Annotated in this window: 12 protein-coding genes and 1 tRNA gene; 9 read left to right on the forward strand and 4 right to left on the reverse strand. The window is 66.6% G+C overall.

Features of this window, described 5'->3' with window-relative positions; translation table 11 throughout:
* Positions 1 to 4 precede the first annotated feature (4 nt).
* From bioA to AC07WS_RS01345, 7 genes are all read left to right on the forward strand, one after another.
* Positions 5 to 1333 carry an adenosylmethionine--8-amino-7-oxononanoate transaminase gene (gene bioA / locus AC07WS_RS01315; protein ID WP_494727354.1) on the forward strand — a complete coding sequence of 443 codons (1329 nt, stop codon included), beginning with the start codon at positions 5 to 7 and terminating at the stop codon, positions 1331 to 1333.
* A 2-nt stretch (positions 1334 to 1335) separates the two neighbouring features.
* On the forward strand, positions 1336 to 2520 hold the full coding sequence (gene bioF / locus AC07WS_RS01320) for an 8-amino-7-oxononanoate synthase (protein ID WP_494727355.1): 1185 nt from the start codon (positions 1336 to 1338) through the stop codon (positions 2518 to 2520).
* A 1-nt stretch (position 2521) separates the two neighbouring features.
* Positions 2522 to 3304 (forward strand): dethiobiotin synthase, encoded by a 783-nt coding sequence (gene bioD, locus AC07WS_RS01325; RefSeq protein WP_494727356.1) that lies wholly within the window; start codon positions 2522 to 2524, stop codon positions 3302 to 3304.
* A gap of 17 nt (positions 3305 to 3321) precedes the next feature.
* On the forward strand, positions 3322 to 4371 hold the full coding sequence (gene bioB / locus AC07WS_RS01330) for a biotin synthase BioB (RefSeq protein WP_494727357.1): 1050 nt from the start codon (positions 3322 to 3324) through the stop codon (positions 4369 to 4371).
* 64 nt (positions 4372 to 4435) lie between these two features.
* The gene (locus AC07WS_RS01335) at positions 4436 to 6472 is read left to right on the forward strand and encodes an acetyl/propionyl/methylcrotonyl-CoA carboxylase subunit alpha (RefSeq protein ID WP_494727358.1); all 2037 of its coding nucleotides are present in this window, start codon (positions 4436 to 4438) and stop codon (positions 6470 to 6472) included.
* 11 nt (positions 6473 to 6483) lie between these two features.
* Positions 6484 to 7416 (forward strand): 2-hydroxyacid dehydrogenase, encoded by a 933-nt coding sequence (locus AC07WS_RS01340; RefSeq protein ID WP_494727359.1) that lies wholly within the window; start codon positions 6484 to 6486, stop codon positions 7414 to 7416.
* A 1-nt stretch (position 7417) separates the two neighbouring features.
* A complete protein-coding gene (locus AC07WS_RS01345; protein ID WP_494727360.1) occupies positions 7418 to 8329 on the forward strand; it encodes a hydroxymethylglutaryl-CoA lyase in 912 nt (303 codons plus the stop codon).
* Positions 8330 to 8336: 7 nt separating this feature from the next.
* On the opposite strand, the gene AC07WS_RS01350 is transcribed toward AC07WS_RS01345, so the two are convergent.
* From AC07WS_RS01350 to AC07WS_RS01360, 3 genes are all read right to left on the reverse strand, one after another.
* The gene (locus AC07WS_RS01350) at positions 8337 to 10691 is read right to left on the reverse strand and encodes a beta-galactosidase (RefSeq protein WP_494727361.1); all 2355 of its coding nucleotides are present in this window, start codon (positions 10689 to 10691) and stop codon (positions 8337 to 8339) included.
* The gene (locus tag AC07WS_RS01355; RefSeq protein WP_494727362.1) at positions 10692 to 13457 is read right to left on the reverse strand and encodes a TonB-dependent receptor; all 2766 of its coding nucleotides are present in this window, start codon (positions 13455 to 13457) and stop codon (positions 10692 to 10694) included.
* Positions 13458 to 13786: 329 nt separating this feature from the next.
* Positions 13787 to 13863, reverse strand: a tRNA-Pro gene (locus AC07WS_RS01360).
* 123 nt (positions 13864 to 13986) lie between these two features.
* Between AC07WS_RS01360 and AC07WS_RS01365 the strand changes: the two genes are divergently transcribed.
* Positions 13987 to 14634, forward strand: coding sequence for a hypothetical protein (locus AC07WS_RS01365; protein WP_494727363.1), 648 nt, complete (start codon positions 13987 to 13989; stop codon positions 14632 to 14634).
* On the opposite strand, the gene rsmI is transcribed toward AC07WS_RS01365, so the two are convergent.
* Positions 14635 to 15543, reverse strand: coding sequence for a 16S rRNA (cytidine(1402)-2'-O)-methyltransferase (rsmI, locus tag AC07WS_RS01370; RefSeq protein ID WP_494727364.1), 909 nt, complete (start codon positions 15541 to 15543; stop codon positions 14635 to 14637). It abuts the gene before it with no gap.
* A gap of 12 nt (positions 15544 to 15555) precedes the next feature.
* On the opposite strand from rsmI, the gene AC07WS_RS01375 reads away from it, so the two are divergent.
* A complete protein-coding gene (locus AC07WS_RS01375; protein ID WP_494727365.1) occupies positions 15556 to 16971 on the forward strand; it encodes a penicillin-binding protein activator in 1416 nt (471 codons plus the stop codon).
* Position 16972 lies beyond the last annotated feature (1 nt).

Below are 16972 nucleotides of genomic sequence, written 5' to 3' on the forward strand. Positions count from 1 at the left end.
AGTTTTGGAATTGAATAAACAAAGCGACTGGGTAGCACGCAGCCTGCGCAGCGTATGGCATCCGTGCACCCAGATGCAGCACCATGAAACCGTTCCTCTGATTCCGGTCAAGAGCGGCAAGGGCGCGTGGCTGTACGACCACGAAGGCCGCCGCTACCTCGATGCGATCAGCTCCTGGTGGGTGAACCTGTTCGGCCACGCCAACCCGCGCATCAACGCGGCGCTGAAGGACCAGCTGGACACGCTGGAACACGCGATGCTGGCCGGCTTCACGCACGAACCGGTGATCGAGCTGTCGGAAAAACTGTCGGCGCTGACCGGCCATGCGCTCGGCCACAGCTTCTACGCCAGCGACGGCGCATCGGCGGTGGAAATCGCGCTGAAGATGAGCTTCCACTCCTGGCGCAACAACGGCAAGAGCGGCAAGCAGGAATTCGTCTGCCTCAAGGGCAGCTACCACGGCGAGACCATCGGCGCCCTGGCCGTGACCGACGTCGCCCTGTTCAAGGACGCCTACGGCCCGCTGCTGCGCGCCTCGCAGACGGTGATGTCGCCGGACGCCCGCAACGCCGGGGATGGCGAGACCGCCGAGGACATGGCCCGCAAAGCCGCCGCCGACGTCGAACGCCTGTTCATCGAACGCGCCGACAAGATCGCCGCCATCATCATCGAGCCGCTGGTGCAATGCGCCACCGGCATGGCGATGCACGACCCGCTGTACCTGAAGCTGGTGCGCGAATTGTGCGACCGCCACGCGGTGCACCTGATCCTCGACGAAATCGCCGTCGGCTGCGGCCGCACCGGCACCTTCTTCGCGTGCGAGCAGGCCGGCGTGTGGCCGGACTTCCTGTGCCTGTCGAAGGGCATCAGCGGCGGCTATCTGCCGCTGTCGCTGGTGATGACGCGCGACGAGATATACCAGTCCTTCTACAGCAACGACGTCACGCGCGGCTTCCTGCACTCGCACTCGTACACCGGCAACCCGCTGGCCTGCCGCGCCGCGCTGGCGACGCTGCAGATCTTCGAGGAAGACGACGTGCTGGCCGCGAACCGCGTGAAAGCAGCGCGCCTGACTGCGGCGCTGCAACCGCTGGCGCAACACCAGCAGGTGCGCCACTTCCGCCAGCGCGGCATGATCTGGGCCTTCGACGCCGTCGGCGCCAAGCCGGACTTCTCGCGCCGCTTCTTCGCCACGGCGGTGGAGCACGAGCTGCTGATGCGCCCCATCGGTTCCACCGTCTACATGATGCCGCCGTATATCCTCGACGACGAGGAAATCGACGGCCTCGCCGCCAACACGCTGGCCGTGTTCGACCAAGTGATGGCGGGCTGACCATGGAAATGCTGAATCAACTCAAGCGGCAGCTGCAAGCGCTCGATGAGCAAGACCTGATCCGCACCCGCCGCACGGTCGACACTCCCTGCGGTCCCCGCGTATCGGTCGGCGGCCGCGAACTGCTGGCCTTCTGCACCAACGACTACCTCGGCCTGGCCAACCACCGCAGCATCAAGCTCGCGCTGCAGGAAGGCGCGGCGATGTATGGCGTCGGCAGCGGCGCCTCGCACCTGATCAGCGGCCATGGCCACGCCCACGCCATGCTGGAAGAGCGGCTGGTGGAATTCGTCGGCGCCCATCTGGAATCGCCGCGCGCGCTCACCTTCTGCACCGGCTACATGGCCAACCTGGCCATCGTCACCGGCCTGACCGCCGCCGACCGCGACGCCGACATCTTCTCCGAATCGCTGAACCACGCCTCGCTGATCGACGGCGCCCGCCTGTCGCGCGCCAACGTCCAGGTCTACCCGCATGCCGACCTGGAAGCGCTGGCGCAGCTGCTGGCCGCGTCCAAGGCCGCTACCAAACTGGTAGTGACGGACAGCGTCTTCAGCATGGATGGCGACCTCGCGCCGCTGCCGCAGCTGCTGGCCTTGTGCGAACAATACGGCGCCTGGCTGGTGGTGGACGACGCCCACGGCTTCGGCACGCTGGGCGCCAACGGCCACGGCGCACTGGAGCACTTCGGCCTGCGCTCGCCCAACCTGGTCTATATGGGCACGCTGGGCAAGGCGGCCGGCGTCAGCGGCGCCTTCGTGGCCGCGCACGAGACGGTGATCGAAACGCTGATCCAGAAAGCCCGCCCCTACATCTTCACCACCGCCACCCCGCCGGCGCTGGCGCACGCGCTGCTGACCAGCCTTGAGCTGCTGGAAGGCGACGAAGGCCGCAGCCGGCGCGCACGGTTGCAGGCTTTGGTGGCACAATTAGACGATGGCCTGCGCCTGAAGCGCTGGCAGCGCCTGCCCTCGATGACTGCGATCCAGCCCATCCTGATCGGCGATAATGCCGAGACCATGCGCGCCGGCGCGGCCTTGTACGAGCAGGGCCTGTGGGTCGGCACCATCCGTCCGCCGACCGTGGCGCCGGGCACCTCGCGCCTGCGCGTAACGCTGTCGGCAGGGCATAGCAGCATGGAAGTCGCAAAGCTGATAGCCGCGATCAATGCATTGGAAAGGACTTGATATGAGTCTCGACGATCCCGTCATAGCCGTGGACGCACCGCAAACGCAGGTGCAGCCCGCGCCAGCCGCCACCGGCATCCCGCCGCGGTTCAGCTGTTTCGTCACCGGCACCGACACCGAGATCGGCAAGACGCTGATCTCATCGGCGATGCTGCACGCGCTGGTGCAGGCCGGCGTGCGCGCCTGCGGCATGAAGCCGGTGGCCGCCGGCGCCGAACTGCGCGACGGCGCCTGGCACAACGACGACTGCGACCAGCTGGCCGCCGCCGGCAATGTCCACCTGCTGCAGTCGATCACCACGCCGTTCCTGCTGAAGGAACCGGCCGCGCCGCACATCGCCGCCGCGCTGGAAGGCGTGACGATTTCGCCGGTGCCCATCCTGGCCGCCTACATCGAAATCAACGCCGCCTCCGACGCCTCGGTGGTGGAGGGCGTGGGCGGCTTCCGCGTGCCACTCAACGACGATTTCGACACCGCCGACCTGGCCGAGCAGCTCGACCTGCCGGTGGTGCTGGTGGTCGGCCTGCGCCTGGGCTGCATCAGCCACGCGCTGCTGACGGTGGAGGCGATCGAAGCGCGCGGCTTGCGCCTGGCCGGCTGGGTCGCCAACGAAACGCAGGACGACATGGCCTTCGCCGACGAAAACGTCGCCGCGCTGGAGCAGCGCATCAGCGCACCGCTGCTGGGCCGCGTGCCGCGCCTGGCCGAACCGGGCGCGCAAGCCGCCGCCGCATATATCGATTTTACGCAGCTGCCCAACTGGCCAGCTCAGAACAAACTTTGAACGAAGAAGGAAACACGATGTCCCAGAACACCCTCCAAGAACCGAAAACCGTTTCGCTGCACCGTCCGACGGCCGCCATCACCTTGCCGCCCGCCGCGACCTGGCCGCTGGAAGACGTGATGGCCCTGTTCGACCTGCCGTTCAACGACCTGATGTTCCGCGCCCAGCAGACCCACCGTGCCAACTTCCCGGACGGCGACGTCGAACTGGCCACGCTGCTGTCGATCAAGACCGGCGGCTGCGAGGAGGACTGCGGCTACTGCCCGCAGGCGGCGCGCTACGACACCGGCGTCGAAGCCAAGAAGATCCTCGACATCGACACCGTGCTCGATGCGGCCCGCCAGGCCAAGGACAACGGCGCCACCCGCTTCTGCATGGGCGCCGCGTGGCGCAGCCCGAAGGACCGCGACATGGACAAGGTCGAGGAGATGGTGCGCGAAGTGAAGGCGCTGGGCCTGGAGACCTGCGCCACGCTGGGCATGCTGGAAGAAAAACAGGCGGAGCGCCTGAAGGCCGCCGGCCTCGATTACTACAACCACAACCTGGACACCGCGCCCGAGTTCTACGACAACGTGATCTCGACCCGCGAATACCAGGACCGCCTGGACACGCTGGGCCGCATTCGCGAAGCGGGCCTGAAGGTCTGCTGCGGCGGCATCGTCGGCATGGGCGAATCGCGCCTGCAGCGCGCTGGCTTGATCGCGCAACTGGCCAACCTGAATCCGTATCCTGAATCGGTGCCGGTCAACCATCTGGTGCAGGTGGAAGGCACGCCGCTGTACGGCATGGACCCGCTGGACCCGTTCGAATTCGTGCGCACCATCGCCGTGGCCCGCATCACCATGCCGAAGGCGCGCGTGCGTCTGTCGGCGGGCCGCCGCCAGATGGGCGAGGCGGTGCAGTCGATGTGCTTCCTGGCCGGCGCCAACTCGATCTTCTACGGCGACAAGCTGCTCACCACCGACAACCCGGAAGCGGAAGACGACCGCGCGCTGCTGAACAAATTGGGCCTGAAAACCCGTGGCGCCGTGCTGGACTCGGCACCGAAGGAGAAGTGCGGCTGCTGATCCAGCCCGTCGATTCGCCACACTATAAAAAAACTTCCAGCCACAAGCTGCAAAGAGAGAGACCATGTTCACAAAAATACTGATCGCCAACCGTGGTGAAATCGCCTGCCGTGTGGCCGCCACCGCGCGCCGCATGGGCATCAAGACCGTCGCCGTGTACTCGGAGGCGGACGCCAACGCCAAGCACGTGGCGGTGTGCGATGAGGCGGTGCTGATCGGCCCCGCCGCCGCCAAGGAAAGCTATCTGCGCGGCGAAAAAATCATCGCCGTCGCCAAGGCCACCGGCGCGCAGGCGATCCACCCCGGCTACGGCTTCCTGTCCGAGAACGCCGAATTCGCCGACGCCTGCTCCGAAGCGGGCCTTGTATTCATTGGCCCGCCTGCATCGGCGATGCGCGCGATGGGCTCCAAGTCCGCCGCCAAGCAGCTGATGGAGAAGGCCAACGTGCCGCTGGTTCCCGGCTACCACGGCGAGCAGCAGGACGCCGACTTCCTGCACGCGCAGGCCGACAAGATCGGCTACCCGGTGCTGCTGAAGGCTTCGGCCGGCGGCGGCGGCAAGGGCATGCGCGTGATCGAGAACTCGGCGCAGTTCAAGGACGCGCTGGCGTCCTGCAAGCGCGAGGCGATCAGTTCCTTCGGCGACGACAAGGTGCTGGCGGAGAAATACCTCCAGCGCCCGCGCCACATTGAAATCCAGGTCTTCGCCGACACCCTCGGCAACTGCATCTACCTGTTCGAGCGCGATTGCTCGGTGCAGCGCCGCCACCAGAAAGTGCTGGAGGAAGCACCGGCGCCGAACATGCCGGCCGAACGCCGCGCGGCGATGGGCGAGGCGGCAGTCGCCGCCGCCAAGGCCGTCGGCTACGTGGGCGCCGGCACGGTGGAGTTCATCGCCAACCAGGACGGTTCGTTCTACTTCATGGAGATGAACACCCGCCTGCAGGTCGAACACCCTGTCACCGAAATGATCACCGGGACCGACCTGGTGGAATGGCAGCTGCGCGTGGCCGCCGGCGAGCCGCTGCCGAAGCAGCAGCACGAACTGGCCATCAACGGCCACTCCATCGAAGCGCGCATCTACGCCGAGAATCCGGAGAAGGGCTTCCTGCCGTCGATCGGCACCTTGCGCCACATGGAGACGCCGGGCGCGGTCGCGTTTGAGCTGGGCGGCGCCGTCAACCTGCCGGCCGGCGTGCGCATCGATTCCGGCGTGCGCGCCGGCGATGCGATCTCGCCGTTCTACGATCCGATGATCGCCAAGTTGATCGTCTGGGGCGCGGATCGCAAGCAGGCCCTGGCCCGCATGGCGCAGGCGCTGTCGCAGTACCAGATCGTCGGCCTTGCCACCAACATCGCCTTCCTGAAACGCCTGGTCGAAGGCCAGGCCTTCTCGACGGCCGACCTGGATACGGGCCTGATCGAACGCAATCACGACGCGCTGTTCCCGGCCGCCCACGCGGCGCCGGACGCCGCGTTGGCGCTGGCCGCCGTGTCGCTGATCGAATCCGAGAAGGACCGCTCCGCCGCGCAATCCGGCGCCAACGCCGCCGACCCGTGGGGCCAGGCGCTGGGCTGGCGCATGAACCATCCTTACGTGCGCGGGCTGTCGTTCAGCGACGAATTCGCGGCGGCCAAGCCGTACGGCGTCAACGTCAGCTACCGCGCCGCCGACTGGCTGTTCAGCGTCGGCACGGCGCAGCCGCAGGTACTGAGCCTGATGTCGCAAAACGGGAATGATTTCAGCATCAAGCTGGGCGAGCAGGCCGTGCACGGCACCGTGCGCCGCGACGGCGACATGCTGCACGTGTTCACCAATGGCGCGCACTATCCGCTGGCCTACAACGATCCGATGGCGCACGCCGGCGAGACCGAGGCCGAAGGCGGCCGCCTGACCGCGCCGATGCCGGGCAAGGTGGTCGCGGTGCTGGCCGCCAAGGGCCAGGAAGTGAAGAAGGGCGACGCCCTGGTCATCATGGAAGCCATGAAGATGGAGCACACCATCGCCGCGCCGCACGATGGGGTGGTCGACGAAATCCTGTACAGCGTGGGCGACCAGGTGGCAGACGGCGCACCGCTGCTGGCGTTTAAGACGGCGTAAAGGAGGACATCATGCGTATTCTTTTACATCGCGCGGACGGCAAGACCGAACCGTGGATCAAGGACTTTGCGAAGTACCTGCCGGAAGCCGAAGTCGAAATCTGGCACGCCGGCGAAAAAACCCAGGGCTGCGACTACGCGGTGGTGTGGTCGCCGCCGGAAGCGATGCTGCCGGAACTGGCGCAGGTAAAGGCGATCTTCGTCACCGGCGCCGGCGTGGACGCGGTGCTCAAGTTCACCGACGCGCTGCCGCCGCACATTCCCATCATCCGCCTGGAAGACGCCGGCATGGGGCTGCAGATGGCGGAGTACGTGACGTACTCGGTGCTGCGCTACTTCCGCCGCTTCGACGAATACGAAACCCAGGCGCGCGCCGGCCAGTGGCTGCCGCTGCCCCAGCATCCGAAGGAAGACTTCTCCGTCGGCGTGCTGGGTATGGGCGTGCTGGGCACGCGCGTGCTGGAGGCGCTGGCGCCGTTCGGCTTCCCGTTGCGCGGCTGGAGCCGCAGCGAGAAGAGCATGCCGGGCGTGCAGTGCTTCCACGGCGCCGAAGGGCTGGACACCTTCCTGCGCGGCAGCCGAGTGCTGGTCTGCATGCTGCCGCTGACGGCCGAGACCAACAACCTGGTCAACCGCACCAATATGAGCAAGCTGCCGCAAGGCTCGTACCTGATCAACGTGGCGCGCGGCGCGCACCTGGCGGAACCGGATCTGCTCACGCTGATCAAGTCCGGCCACATCGCCGCCGCCACGCTGGACGTGTTCCGCAACGAGCCGCTGCCGCCGCAGCATCCGTTCTGGCAGGAGCCGCGCATCACGATCACGCCGCACATCTCCGCGCTGACCTTGCGCCGCGAGAGCGTGCTGCAGATCACCGAAAAAATCCGTAAAACCGCGCAGGGCGAAACCGTCGCCGGCGTGGTCGACCGCAACCGAGGATATTGAAATGAGCAGTTTGCCGAAACAGGTAAAGATCGTCGAAGTCGGCCCGCGCGACGGCCTGCAGAACGAAAAGGAAAGCGTGCCCGCCGAAGTGAAGATCGAGCTGGTGAACCGGCTGACCAGCGCCGGTTTCCAGAACATCGAGGCGGCGTCGTTCGTGTCGCCGAAGTGGGTGCCGCAGATGGCCACCAGCAAAGAGGTGATGGCCGCGATCACGCGCAAGCCGGGCGTGATCTACTCGGCGCTGACGCCGAACATGCAGGGCTTCGAAGCGGCGCTGGCGGCCAAGGCGGACGAGGTGGTGATCTTCGGTTCGGCCTCGGAGGCGTTCTCGCAAAAGAACATCAACTGCTCGATCGCCGAATCGATCGCGCGCTTTGAAGGCGTGGCCAAGGCGGCCAAGGACAACGGCCTGCGGCTGCGCGGCAGCATCAGCTGCTCGTTCGGCTGTCCGTACCAGGGCGAGGTGCCGCTGGACGCGGTGGCCGACGTGGTGGGCCGCATGCGCGACCTGGGCTGCGACGAGATCGACATCGCCGACACCATCGGCGTGGCCACGCCGCGCAAGACGCAGGCGGTGATGGAGACGGCGATCCGCGCCTTCCGCCTGGATGGCTTGTCCGGCCACTTCCACGACACGTATGGACAGGCGCTGGCCAACATCTACGCCAGCCTGGAACTGGGCATCTCGATTTACCACTCGTCGGTGTCGGGGCTGGGCGGCTGTCCGTATGCGAAGGGCGCCACCGGCAACGTGGCCACCGAGGATGTGCTGTACATGATGCAGGGCTTGGGAATTGAAACCGGCATCGACCTCGATATCGTGGTCGACGCCGGCCAGTTCATCTCGCAGTTCCTGGGCCGCAAAGGCGCCAGCCGCGCCGGCAACGCCATCGCCGCCAAGCGCGCCGGCTAACCTTACGTCACTCGCGTACCAGCTTGTCCGCGACGTACATGCGGTACTGCTTGATTCGCCCGGTGACGGTGTCGGGCCCCTGGCGCGGCATGTAGCGCACGCCCGCCACCTCCACCTGCTGACCCAGGTCGATGATCAGCTGGTGCGGGTGGCCGGCGCCGCCGGCAAACGCCGTGTGCCAGTGGTCCGACGCCTGCCCGTTGATGGCGTTGAGCGCCGAGCCGTCCTCCTTCTTCAACTCCTCGCTGCTGGCGTAGGCGATCGTCCACGACTGCTGGTTGATCGTCTTGCCGTCCTTGCCCAGCAGTGAAATCTCGGCCACCGCCGCGAACTGCTTGCCGTCGAAGGCGCCCAGCGATTCAAGGCAGAACTGGCGGCCCCTGACCGGAGCGGCGAACATCACATCCTGCGTCGCGCCGCCGGCCGCGAATTCGCCAGCATGCGCCGGCGTCACGCCTTCCAGCGCCGGCCTGACCGTGCTCGGTGGACGCGCCAGGTCCAGCTCCGGATTGAGCTGGTCGAGTATCGGTTCCGTCAGGCCGGCGATGCGGGCGCTGCGCGGGCCGGTCAGGTCCAGCACCACGATTTCGTTGCGGCCCTTTTTGATCCACGGGCCGGGCAGGTACATGGTCTGCGTCGGGCCGATGCTCCAGTAGCGGCCCAGGCATCGGCCGTTGATCCACACGATGCCCTGTCCCCAGCTCGACATGTCGAGGAAGGTGTCGGCCTGCCGGCCCGCCTCGAAGCCGCCGCGCCAGAAGGCCGGGCCTTTCGTACGTCCGCGCTTGAACGACAGCGGCGGCAGCACGCCGTCGGCGTCGAAATCGATGGCGCGGATTTCCCAGTTCTCCAGCGCCTGCGCCGCACCGTCCTTGGGGGTGAACGTCACCGGGCCATGCAGGCCTTTGCGGTCGTGGACTTCCAGACCGAAGTTGACCCGCGCGATGGTGTACAGCAGGATCTCCACCGTCACGGGCTTGCTGCGCGCCGGCACGGCGACCGAGAAGCGGCGGTGGCGCGTGTCCAGCGTTCCCACCTGCTTGCCGTCGATGTACACCCAGGCCAGGTCGCGCACCTTGGCTGCGGCCAGCAAGCCCGCGGGACCGGCCGGCAGCTGCACACGATAGACTATCAGGCCGCGGCTGATGTCGTACTGCTCGATCGGCTCCGGCGACACGGCCTTGATCGCGCGCGGCGGCAGGTTGGCCAGCACCGGCGCCGACTCGCTCAGCGCAAAGGCATCGATGCGCATCACGGGATTGCGCGCCGGCGCGTCGGGCAGCACCTCGCCCGCCGCCAGGAAGGGACGCATGCCCTCGCGGTAGGCGTTGAACTTGGCGCCCATCCAACCGGCTTCGCTGATCGGCGCGTCGTAGTCGTAGCTGGTGGTGTCCGGACGGAAGGGACGGTCGCAGCCGCCCCACAGGCCGAAGGTGGTGCCGCCGTGCGCCATGTAAAGGCTGAACGAGCCGTTCGCCTTCAGCATGGCCTGGATGTCGATGACGGCGGAGGTGTTGTCGCCACGGCGGTGCGGATTGCCCCAGGTGTCGAACCAGCCGGAGTAGTATTCGCCGCACATCAACGGCGCCTGCTGCACCGCCGCCAGCGCCTTGAAGCCGCTGGCCGGATCGCTGCCGAAGTTGGCCACCGAGAGCATGCCCGCCAAATGAGTCTTGGCCACCGCGTTGGTCGGATTACACTGGAACAGCGGCACGTCGAACCGGGCGTCGAGCAGGGCCTGGCGCAGCACGCGCATGTAGTCCAGGTCTTCGCCGAAGAAGCCGTATTCGTTCTCCACCTGCACCATCAAAATCGGCCCGCCTTGCGTCACCTGCATGGCCCCGAGCACGCGGCCGACTTCATTCAGGTAGCGCCGCGCCGGATCGATAAAGGCCGGATCGCGCGTGCGCAGGAAGGCATCGCCCGGATTCTTCTTCAACAGCCACCACGGCAGGCCGCCCATCTCCCACTCGGCGCAGGCGTAAGGGCCGGGACGCAGGATCACCCACAGCCCTTCCTGCTGCGCGAGACGGCAGAACTCCACCGCATCGCGCTGGCCGCTCCAGTCGAACTTCCCTTCGCGCCATTCGTGATAGTTCCAGAACAGGTAGGCGCACACCGTGTTCAGACCCATCGCCTTGATGGCCTTCAGGCGGTGGCCCCAGTACTCGCGCGGCACGCGGGCGAAGTGCATCTCGCCGCAGCGGATCTGGAATGGTTTGCCGTCGATGAGGAAGTCGCTGGCGCCGACCGCGAAGCGCGGCGCCGCTTGCGCGCCGGCGTGGATCGGCAACAGGGCGCCACCGGCGACGGCGGCGGCGCCTTGCAGCAGGCGGCGGCGAGGAAGATTCGCTCGCATCATTTAGAACGCCACTCGCAGGCCAACGTTGGCGCGGCGGCCGACATCTTCCAGGGTGAGGAACTGCGATTCGTTGTTGGCATATTCGTGCATCCGCGAGTTGGCCAGGTTGATGAAGTCCGCGTACAGCGCCATCTTCGGCGTCAGATTGTAGCGCAGGCTGGCGTCGGTCTGGCCGTAGGCAGCGCGGTTGCGCGGCAGGGTGCTGCCACCGCCGCAATCGACGGAGAAGTGGTTGCGCCAGTTGTAGCTCACGCGTGCCATGAACTTGTCGTTCTCGTAGAACACCGAGCCGTTGTACGACTGCGGCGACAGGCCAGGGTAGCCGCAAGCCGGCGCGCTGGCGTCGGACTCGCGGGTCGCGCTGGCGTCCACGTAGGTGTAGTTGGCGGCGACGCCGAAGCCCTTCAGCCACGAGATGCTGTTGTCGAAGGCGTACTGGCCGGCCAGTTCCACGCCCTTGATCTTGCCCTGTTGTCCGTTGCGCACGCGGGTGTCGTGGACCACTTCATCGTACTGCGGAATCTTCATGTCCACCATTTTGGTCTCCAGGAAGTTGGAGACGTCCTTGCGGAAGATGGCGGCGCTGACGTAGTTGGTCTTCGACAGATACCATTCATACGACAGGTCGTAGTTCTTCGACTGCATAGGCTTCAGGTAGGGATTGCCGCCGCCGGTCTGCACGTCGCCGAAGCGGCCGCCGTAGGAATTGCTGACGCCCATCTGGTTCAAGGTAGGACGGGTCTCGGTCTTCGACGCGGCCAGGCGCAGCATCATGTCGGCCGTCAGATCGATCTTCAGGTTGGCCGACGGCAGGAAGCTGTTGTAGCTGTTGCTGACGGTGTTGACCGCGGTCGGCCCCCAGTTCAGGATGTAGGTGGTGTCGTTGGGGCTCTTGGTCGCCGACAGCAGCACGCGGCTGATGCCGGTCGACGCCGAGTTCACGTGCACCACGCGCATGCCGGCGTTGGCCGACCAGCCTTCGCCTTCCCACTTCGAATCCAGGAAGAAGCTCGACACCTTCTCCTTCACGCCCCACATGTCAGGCTTGGTGTAGTCGATCGCCATCGGGCCGTTCGGGTACTTGCTCTTGTCCAGATACAGCGCCGGGTCGTTCGATTGCGCCAGCAGCGACGGCTGGTTCAGGTAGTCCATGTAGGCGTAGGGGCTGAAGCGCAGATACGCGCTCGGGATCTGCGCGCCGTTGCCCAGGAAGTTGTCCATCGGCGTGACCGTGAACAGCGACGATGGCAAGGAGACGTGGTAGCCGCTGAAGGCGTTCCAGGCGTCGTTGTTCCACTGCGTGCGTTCGACGTTGCGCTGCGAGTAGGCCATGCCGGAGTCGATGCCCTTGAAGTAGCCCATCTCGTGGTTCCACGCGAGGCTGAAGCGGCCTTCCTGCAGGTCGTCCAGGTTGCGGATGTCGCCGTACGAGACGGCGTGCGCGCGCACCGCGGTCGGGTCGGCGATGCCGTCGCCGAACACCAGGCCGGGGGTGCTGCCGAAGGTCAGCACGTCGCCGTTCTTCGGCACCATGCCGGCCACGATCCACATGTTCGGCGACTTGGAGGTGGTGCGCGAGCTGGAGATGTCGCCCTCCAGTTTCAACTCCGGCGCCAGCGCCCATTTGGAGTTCAGGCCGAACGCCTGGGTGGTGGACAGGCGGTCGCCGCCCTTGACGATCATGTCGTTCGAGTTGGCCTCGCCCAGCAGCTTGCCGGCGCCGGCGATCGCCGGGTTGTTGGCGTAGAAGATCGAGCCGGGACGCAGGAAGCTGATGACCTGGTTGTTGGCGTCGGTCTTGATGCCGAGCTGCTGGGGATTGTTCCAGTCGCTGAACGCGATCACATCGTTCTTCTGGTCGAGGCGCGAGTACAGCGCGTCGGCCGTCAGCTTCCAGGTCGGCGACGGGTTGTATTGCACCGTCAGATTGCCCACCAGGCGCTTGCGGCTTTCGTTCTCCTGCTGGAAGCCATAGCTCTGCGGCATGTAGAGCTTTTTGGTGGTCACGTCGGCCATCGTCAACCCTTTGGAGTTGAGGTCGCCGTTGATCATCGAGACGTCGCGGTAGTTCCAGGCGTCGTTGACGGCCTTGTTCTGCTTGGAGGCGCGGTCGGTGTAGGAGAGCGAGCCGGTCACGCCGAAGGTGCGGTTCTCGTTGGCGAACGAATACATGCCGCTGAGGTTGGGCGTGTTCTTCTTGGAGTTGGTGTCGTAGGAGTCCGACACGTTGACCACCGACGTGTGGCCCAGCTTGCCCGACAGCGGGCGCGCGGTCTGGATGTCCACCGTCGAGCCGATGCCGCCTTCAGGCAGGAAGGCCTGCGAGGTCTTGTACACCAGCGCTTTCGAGATCAGGTCGGACGACAGCAGGTCGAAGGAGAACTCGCGGCCGCCGGTGTCGCTGGTCATGGTGCGGCCGTTGACCAGCACGTTGTTGAATTCCGGCCCCAGGCCGCGCACGGAGATGTAGCGGCCTTCGCCGTTGTTGCGCTGGATCTGCACGCCGGTGACGCGCTGCAGCGATTCGGCGATGTTCGTGTCCGGGAACTTGCCGGCATCCTCGGCAGACACAGCATCGACCACGCCGTCCTGCAGGCGCTTGGTGGTCAGCGACGACGACAGCGAGGCGCGGATGCCGCTGACCACCACGGTCGCGCCGGTGTCGATGGGCTTGGCCTCGCCGGACGTTTGCGCCGACGCGCCCGCCATCATCAGCATCTCGGCGATGACGGCTGCTATGACTGTCTTGGATGTATTCATTTTCATTGTGTCTCCGTGCTCTTAGTATTAGGAATGAATGAATGTGCGAATGCCTGCCTGGTGCGGCGTGTAGCTCTGATTGTGGATAGCAGGCGCTCGCGCGATGCGGCGAGCTAGCAGGCGATGTGCCAGTTGAGCGTAGTCGGTTGCATGGTCTCTCCGTAGTTTTTTTATTTGCGCGTTTTGCCCGCGCTCATTTCATATTACGTAAGAGCTTGCTTGCCAACCAATTGCGTATTCAATCGAATCTATGATCAATTCGTATAGCTCGTTGAACCGTGCGGGATAAAAAAAAGACCCAAGAGCCGAAACTCTTGAGTCTTTTTTTCTGAAACTGGTCGGAGTACAAGGATTCGAACCTTGGACCCCCTGGTCCCAAACCAGGTGCGCTACCGGGCTGCGCCACACTCCGAAGAAGCAAGATAATACAAGCTGCTCCGGTATCCGTCAAGTGTCACTATGAAATCAGTATGTACTATGGCGATTTTTTTTCAATGTGAGATTATGGCGGTGTGAATAAATTATCTAAAAAGCCATGAGCGCGATCCTGACCCAATTCCAGCCCGCCCCGATGCGGCGGCCGGGGATAGTCGCGGGCATCGCCGTTTCGCTGGTGCTGCACGCGGCGCTGATCTTCGGCTACCGGCTGGCGGCGCCCACCGCGCCGGAACCGACGCAGCCGGCCAAGGCCATGACCGTGTGGCTGCGGCCGGCCGAGCCGCCCAAGCCCATCGTCGCCAAGGTGGAGCCGCCGCCCGCGCCGAAACCTGAGCCGGCCCAGCCGCGCAAGCGCGAACGGCCGCAGCTGGCCAAGCGCGCCAACCCGGCATCGCCGGAGCCGGCCAAAGCCGAGGCGCCGGCGGCCGTGACGGCACAGGCGATCACGCTGCCGGCGCCGGCCGCCGTGCCCGATCCGCTGCACCCGGAGCTGCAACCGAAGAAATTCGACATGAACGCGGCGCTGAAAACCGCCCGCAAGGAAGCCAACGCCAAGGATCCGGCGCGCGCCGGCCTGCCGGTGGCGCAGCTGGACGATCATCCGCTGTATCCCGAGCAACGCGAATCCAAGCTGGGGCACGACATCCAGGGCGCCACCCGGCCCGACTGCCGGAAGGGCGGCGGCGGCCTGCTGGCGCCGCTCATCTGGCTGCTGGACAAGAAAGACAGCGGCTGCAAGTTTTGATTATTCGCCGCCCTTGAGCTGCAGGGCACGGTCGTACAGCGCGTTCTTCTTGCGGCCGGTGATCTGCGCCGCCAGGTTGGCAGCCTGCTTGACCGAGCACTCGGTCAGCAGAATCTTGAGGATGCGTTCGGCCTCCACGTCCTGCTCGTCCTCGGCGGCCGGCGCGCCGGCCAGCAGCACGACGAACTCGCCCTTCTCGCGGTGCGCGTCGGCCTTGATCCAGGCCTCCGCCTCGGACAGCGGGCAGCGGTGGATTTCCTCGAACATCTTGGTCAGCTCGCGCGCGAACACCACCTGGCGCTCCGGCTCGAACACCGCCGCCAGCGCCGTGGCGCAGTCGAGGATGCGGTGCGGCGCCTCGTAGAACACCATCGTGGCCGTGACCGCGCGCAAGGTGGCGAGGAAGTTCTCGCGCTGCTTGGCCTTGGCCGGCAAGAAGCCGACAAAGTAGAACTGATCGTTCACCAGCCCGCTGGCCGACAGCGCCGTCACCGCCGCCGACGCGCCCGGCAGCGGCAGCACGCGCAGGCCCGCCGCCCGCACCGCGTCGACGATGCGCGCGCCCGGATCGGACACGGCCGGCGTGCCCGCGTCCGACACCAGCGCGATGCGCTCGCCGGCCTGCAGGCGCGCGATCAGCGTGTCGGCCACTTCGCGCTCGTTGTGCTGGTGGGCCGCGATCAGCGGCTTGTGCAAGCCGAAGCGGGTCATCAGCTGGGCCGTGTTGCGGGTGTCCTCGCAGGCCACGGCGTTGACCAGGCTCAAGACGTGCAGCGCCCGCAGGCTGATATCCGTCACATTGCCGATCGGGGTCGCCACGACGTACAAGGTTGCGCTAGGATAGGTCTGGTGCGCCGTTTCGCCCATCACGGGCAGGGTGGCGATGGAGCTGGATTCTTGTGCGGTCATTGTGGGGGTAGGATGAATAGTGTGAAGTTGTCGCTGCTGTGTACGGTCGCGGCGCTGGTGAGCGCGTGCAGCACGCCGTTCTGCAATGCGCCCGGAGGATTGTGCGCGCCCGGCTCGTCAAATACAAGTGTCGCGCCCGCCGCGCTGCCGCCGCCGGCACCCGCGCCGCTGCCCAAGCCTCCGCCTGAACCGGCGCCGCCGCCCGCCGAAGTCTTCGCCGTCACGCTGCCGGGCATGGCTCCGGCCGCGCCGCCGCGTGCCGGCGCCGGCCTGACCGTCAGCGCCGACCAGGGCCCGGTGCGCATGGCCGAGGCGCCCGCGCTGGGGTCCGCCGCGCCGATCCGCATGGCGCTGCTGCTGCCGCTGCGTTCCGAGACGCTGGGCCTGGCCGCGTCGTCGGTGCGGGCCGGCTTCCTGGCGGCGTGGGAGCGCGACCGCGACAACATCACCGTGGACGTGATCGAAACCGGCGACGTGCCGCAGGACGTGCTGGCCAGCTACGCCCGCGCCCAGCAGCAGGACGACCTCATCGTCGGCCCGCTGGCGCGCTCGGCCGTGGCGGCCATCGCCGCCAGTCCGCTGGTGCAAAAGCCGACCGTCGCGCTGAACTATCCGGACGGCCACGGCCTGCCGGGCGCCGCGCCCCTGCCGCCGCAGATGCTGGCCATGGGACTGTCGATCGAGGAGGAGGCGCGCCAGGCCGCCCAGTGGGCCGCCGCCGACCTGCCCGGCAGCACTGCCCTGATTTTAAGCACCGGCACGCCCTGGCAGCGGCGCGTGGCGGCCGCCTTCGCCGCGCAGTGGCAGCGCCACGGCCTGCCGTCCAAAATGGTGGAGCTGAGCGCGCCCGACGGCTACCTCAGCGATCCGGAACTGGTGCAGCTGCGCGCCCGCCTGCGCGACGATCCGCCCGGCCTGCTGTTCTCGGCCATGAGCGCCGACCAGACCCGCCAGCTGCGCGGCGCCCTCGGCGACGGCTACAGCACCGAGCCGACCAATCCCATCTTCAGCACCGCCGACGCGCTGCCGCCGCCGCCGGCCGCCACGCCGGCGCCATCGCTGCGCGGCCTGCCGATCTACGGCACCTCGGCGCTGAACCCGGGCAGCGGCAGCAACAGCCCGACCCAGGAACTGGACGGCGTGCGCCTGCTGGACCTGCCGTGGCAGCTGCAGCGCGACCATCCGGCGGTGATGGTCTACCCGCATCCGCTGCAATCGAACAGCGCCGACATCGAGCGCCTGTACGCGCTGGGCATCGACGCCTACCGCGTGGCGCGCGAGATCGGCCGCCATCCGGTGGGGCGCTTCCAGCTGGACGGCGTCACCGGCCGGCTGAGCGTGGACTTCGGCGACGGCGCGGCCAGCTTCGAGCGCGCCGAGCAGCCGGCCGTGTACCAGAACGGCGCGGCGCGGCCGGTCACGCCGTGAG

It is taken from the genome of Duganella sp. GW821-FHT01E12 (assembly GCF_059422325.1).

Excerpts from the sequence above, each read along its gene's own strand:
- bioB (WP_494727357.1), top strand. The coding sequence starts at position 3,322 with ATGTCCCAGAACACCCTCCAAGAACCGAAAACCGTTTCGCTGCACCGT.
- AC07WS_RS01375 (WP_494727365.1), top strand. The coding sequence starts at position 15,556 with ATGAATAGTGTGAAGTTGTCGCTGCTGTGTACGGTCGCGGCGCTGGTG.
- AC07WS_RS01345 (WP_494727360.1), top strand. The coding sequence starts at position 7,418 with ATGAGCAGTTTGCCGAAACAGGTAAAGATCGTCGAAGTCGGCCCGCGC.
- rsmI (WP_494727364.1), bottom strand. The coding sequence starts at position 15,543 with ATGACCGCACAAGAATCCAGCTCCATCGCCACCCTGCCCGTGATGGGC.
- AC07WS_RS01350 (WP_494727361.1), bottom strand. The coding sequence starts at position 10,691 with ATGATGCGAGCGAATCTTCCTCGCCGCCGCCTGCTGCAAGGCGCCGCC.
- AC07WS_RS01340 (WP_494727359.1), top strand. The coding sequence starts at position 6,484 with ATGCGTATTCTTTTACATCGCGCGGACGGCAAGACCGAACCGTGGATC.
- bioF (WP_494727355.1), top strand. The coding sequence starts at position 1,336 with ATGGAAATGCTGAATCAACTCAAGCGGCAGCTGCAAGCGCTCGATGAG.
- AC07WS_RS01365 (WP_494727363.1), top strand. The coding sequence starts at position 13,987 with ATGAGCGCGATCCTGACCCAATTCCAGCCCGCCCCGATGCGGCGGCCG.
- AC07WS_RS01335 (WP_494727358.1), top strand. The coding sequence starts at position 4,436 with ATGTTCACAAAAATACTGATCGCCAACCGTGGTGAAATCGCCTGCCGT.
- bioD (WP_494727356.1), top strand. The coding sequence starts at position 2,522 with ATGAGTCTCGACGATCCCGTCATAGCCGTGGACGCACCGCAAACGCAG.
- AC07WS_RS01355 (WP_494727362.1), bottom strand. The coding sequence starts at position 13,457 with ATGAAAATGAATACATCCAAGACAGTCATAGCAGCCGTCATCGCCGAG.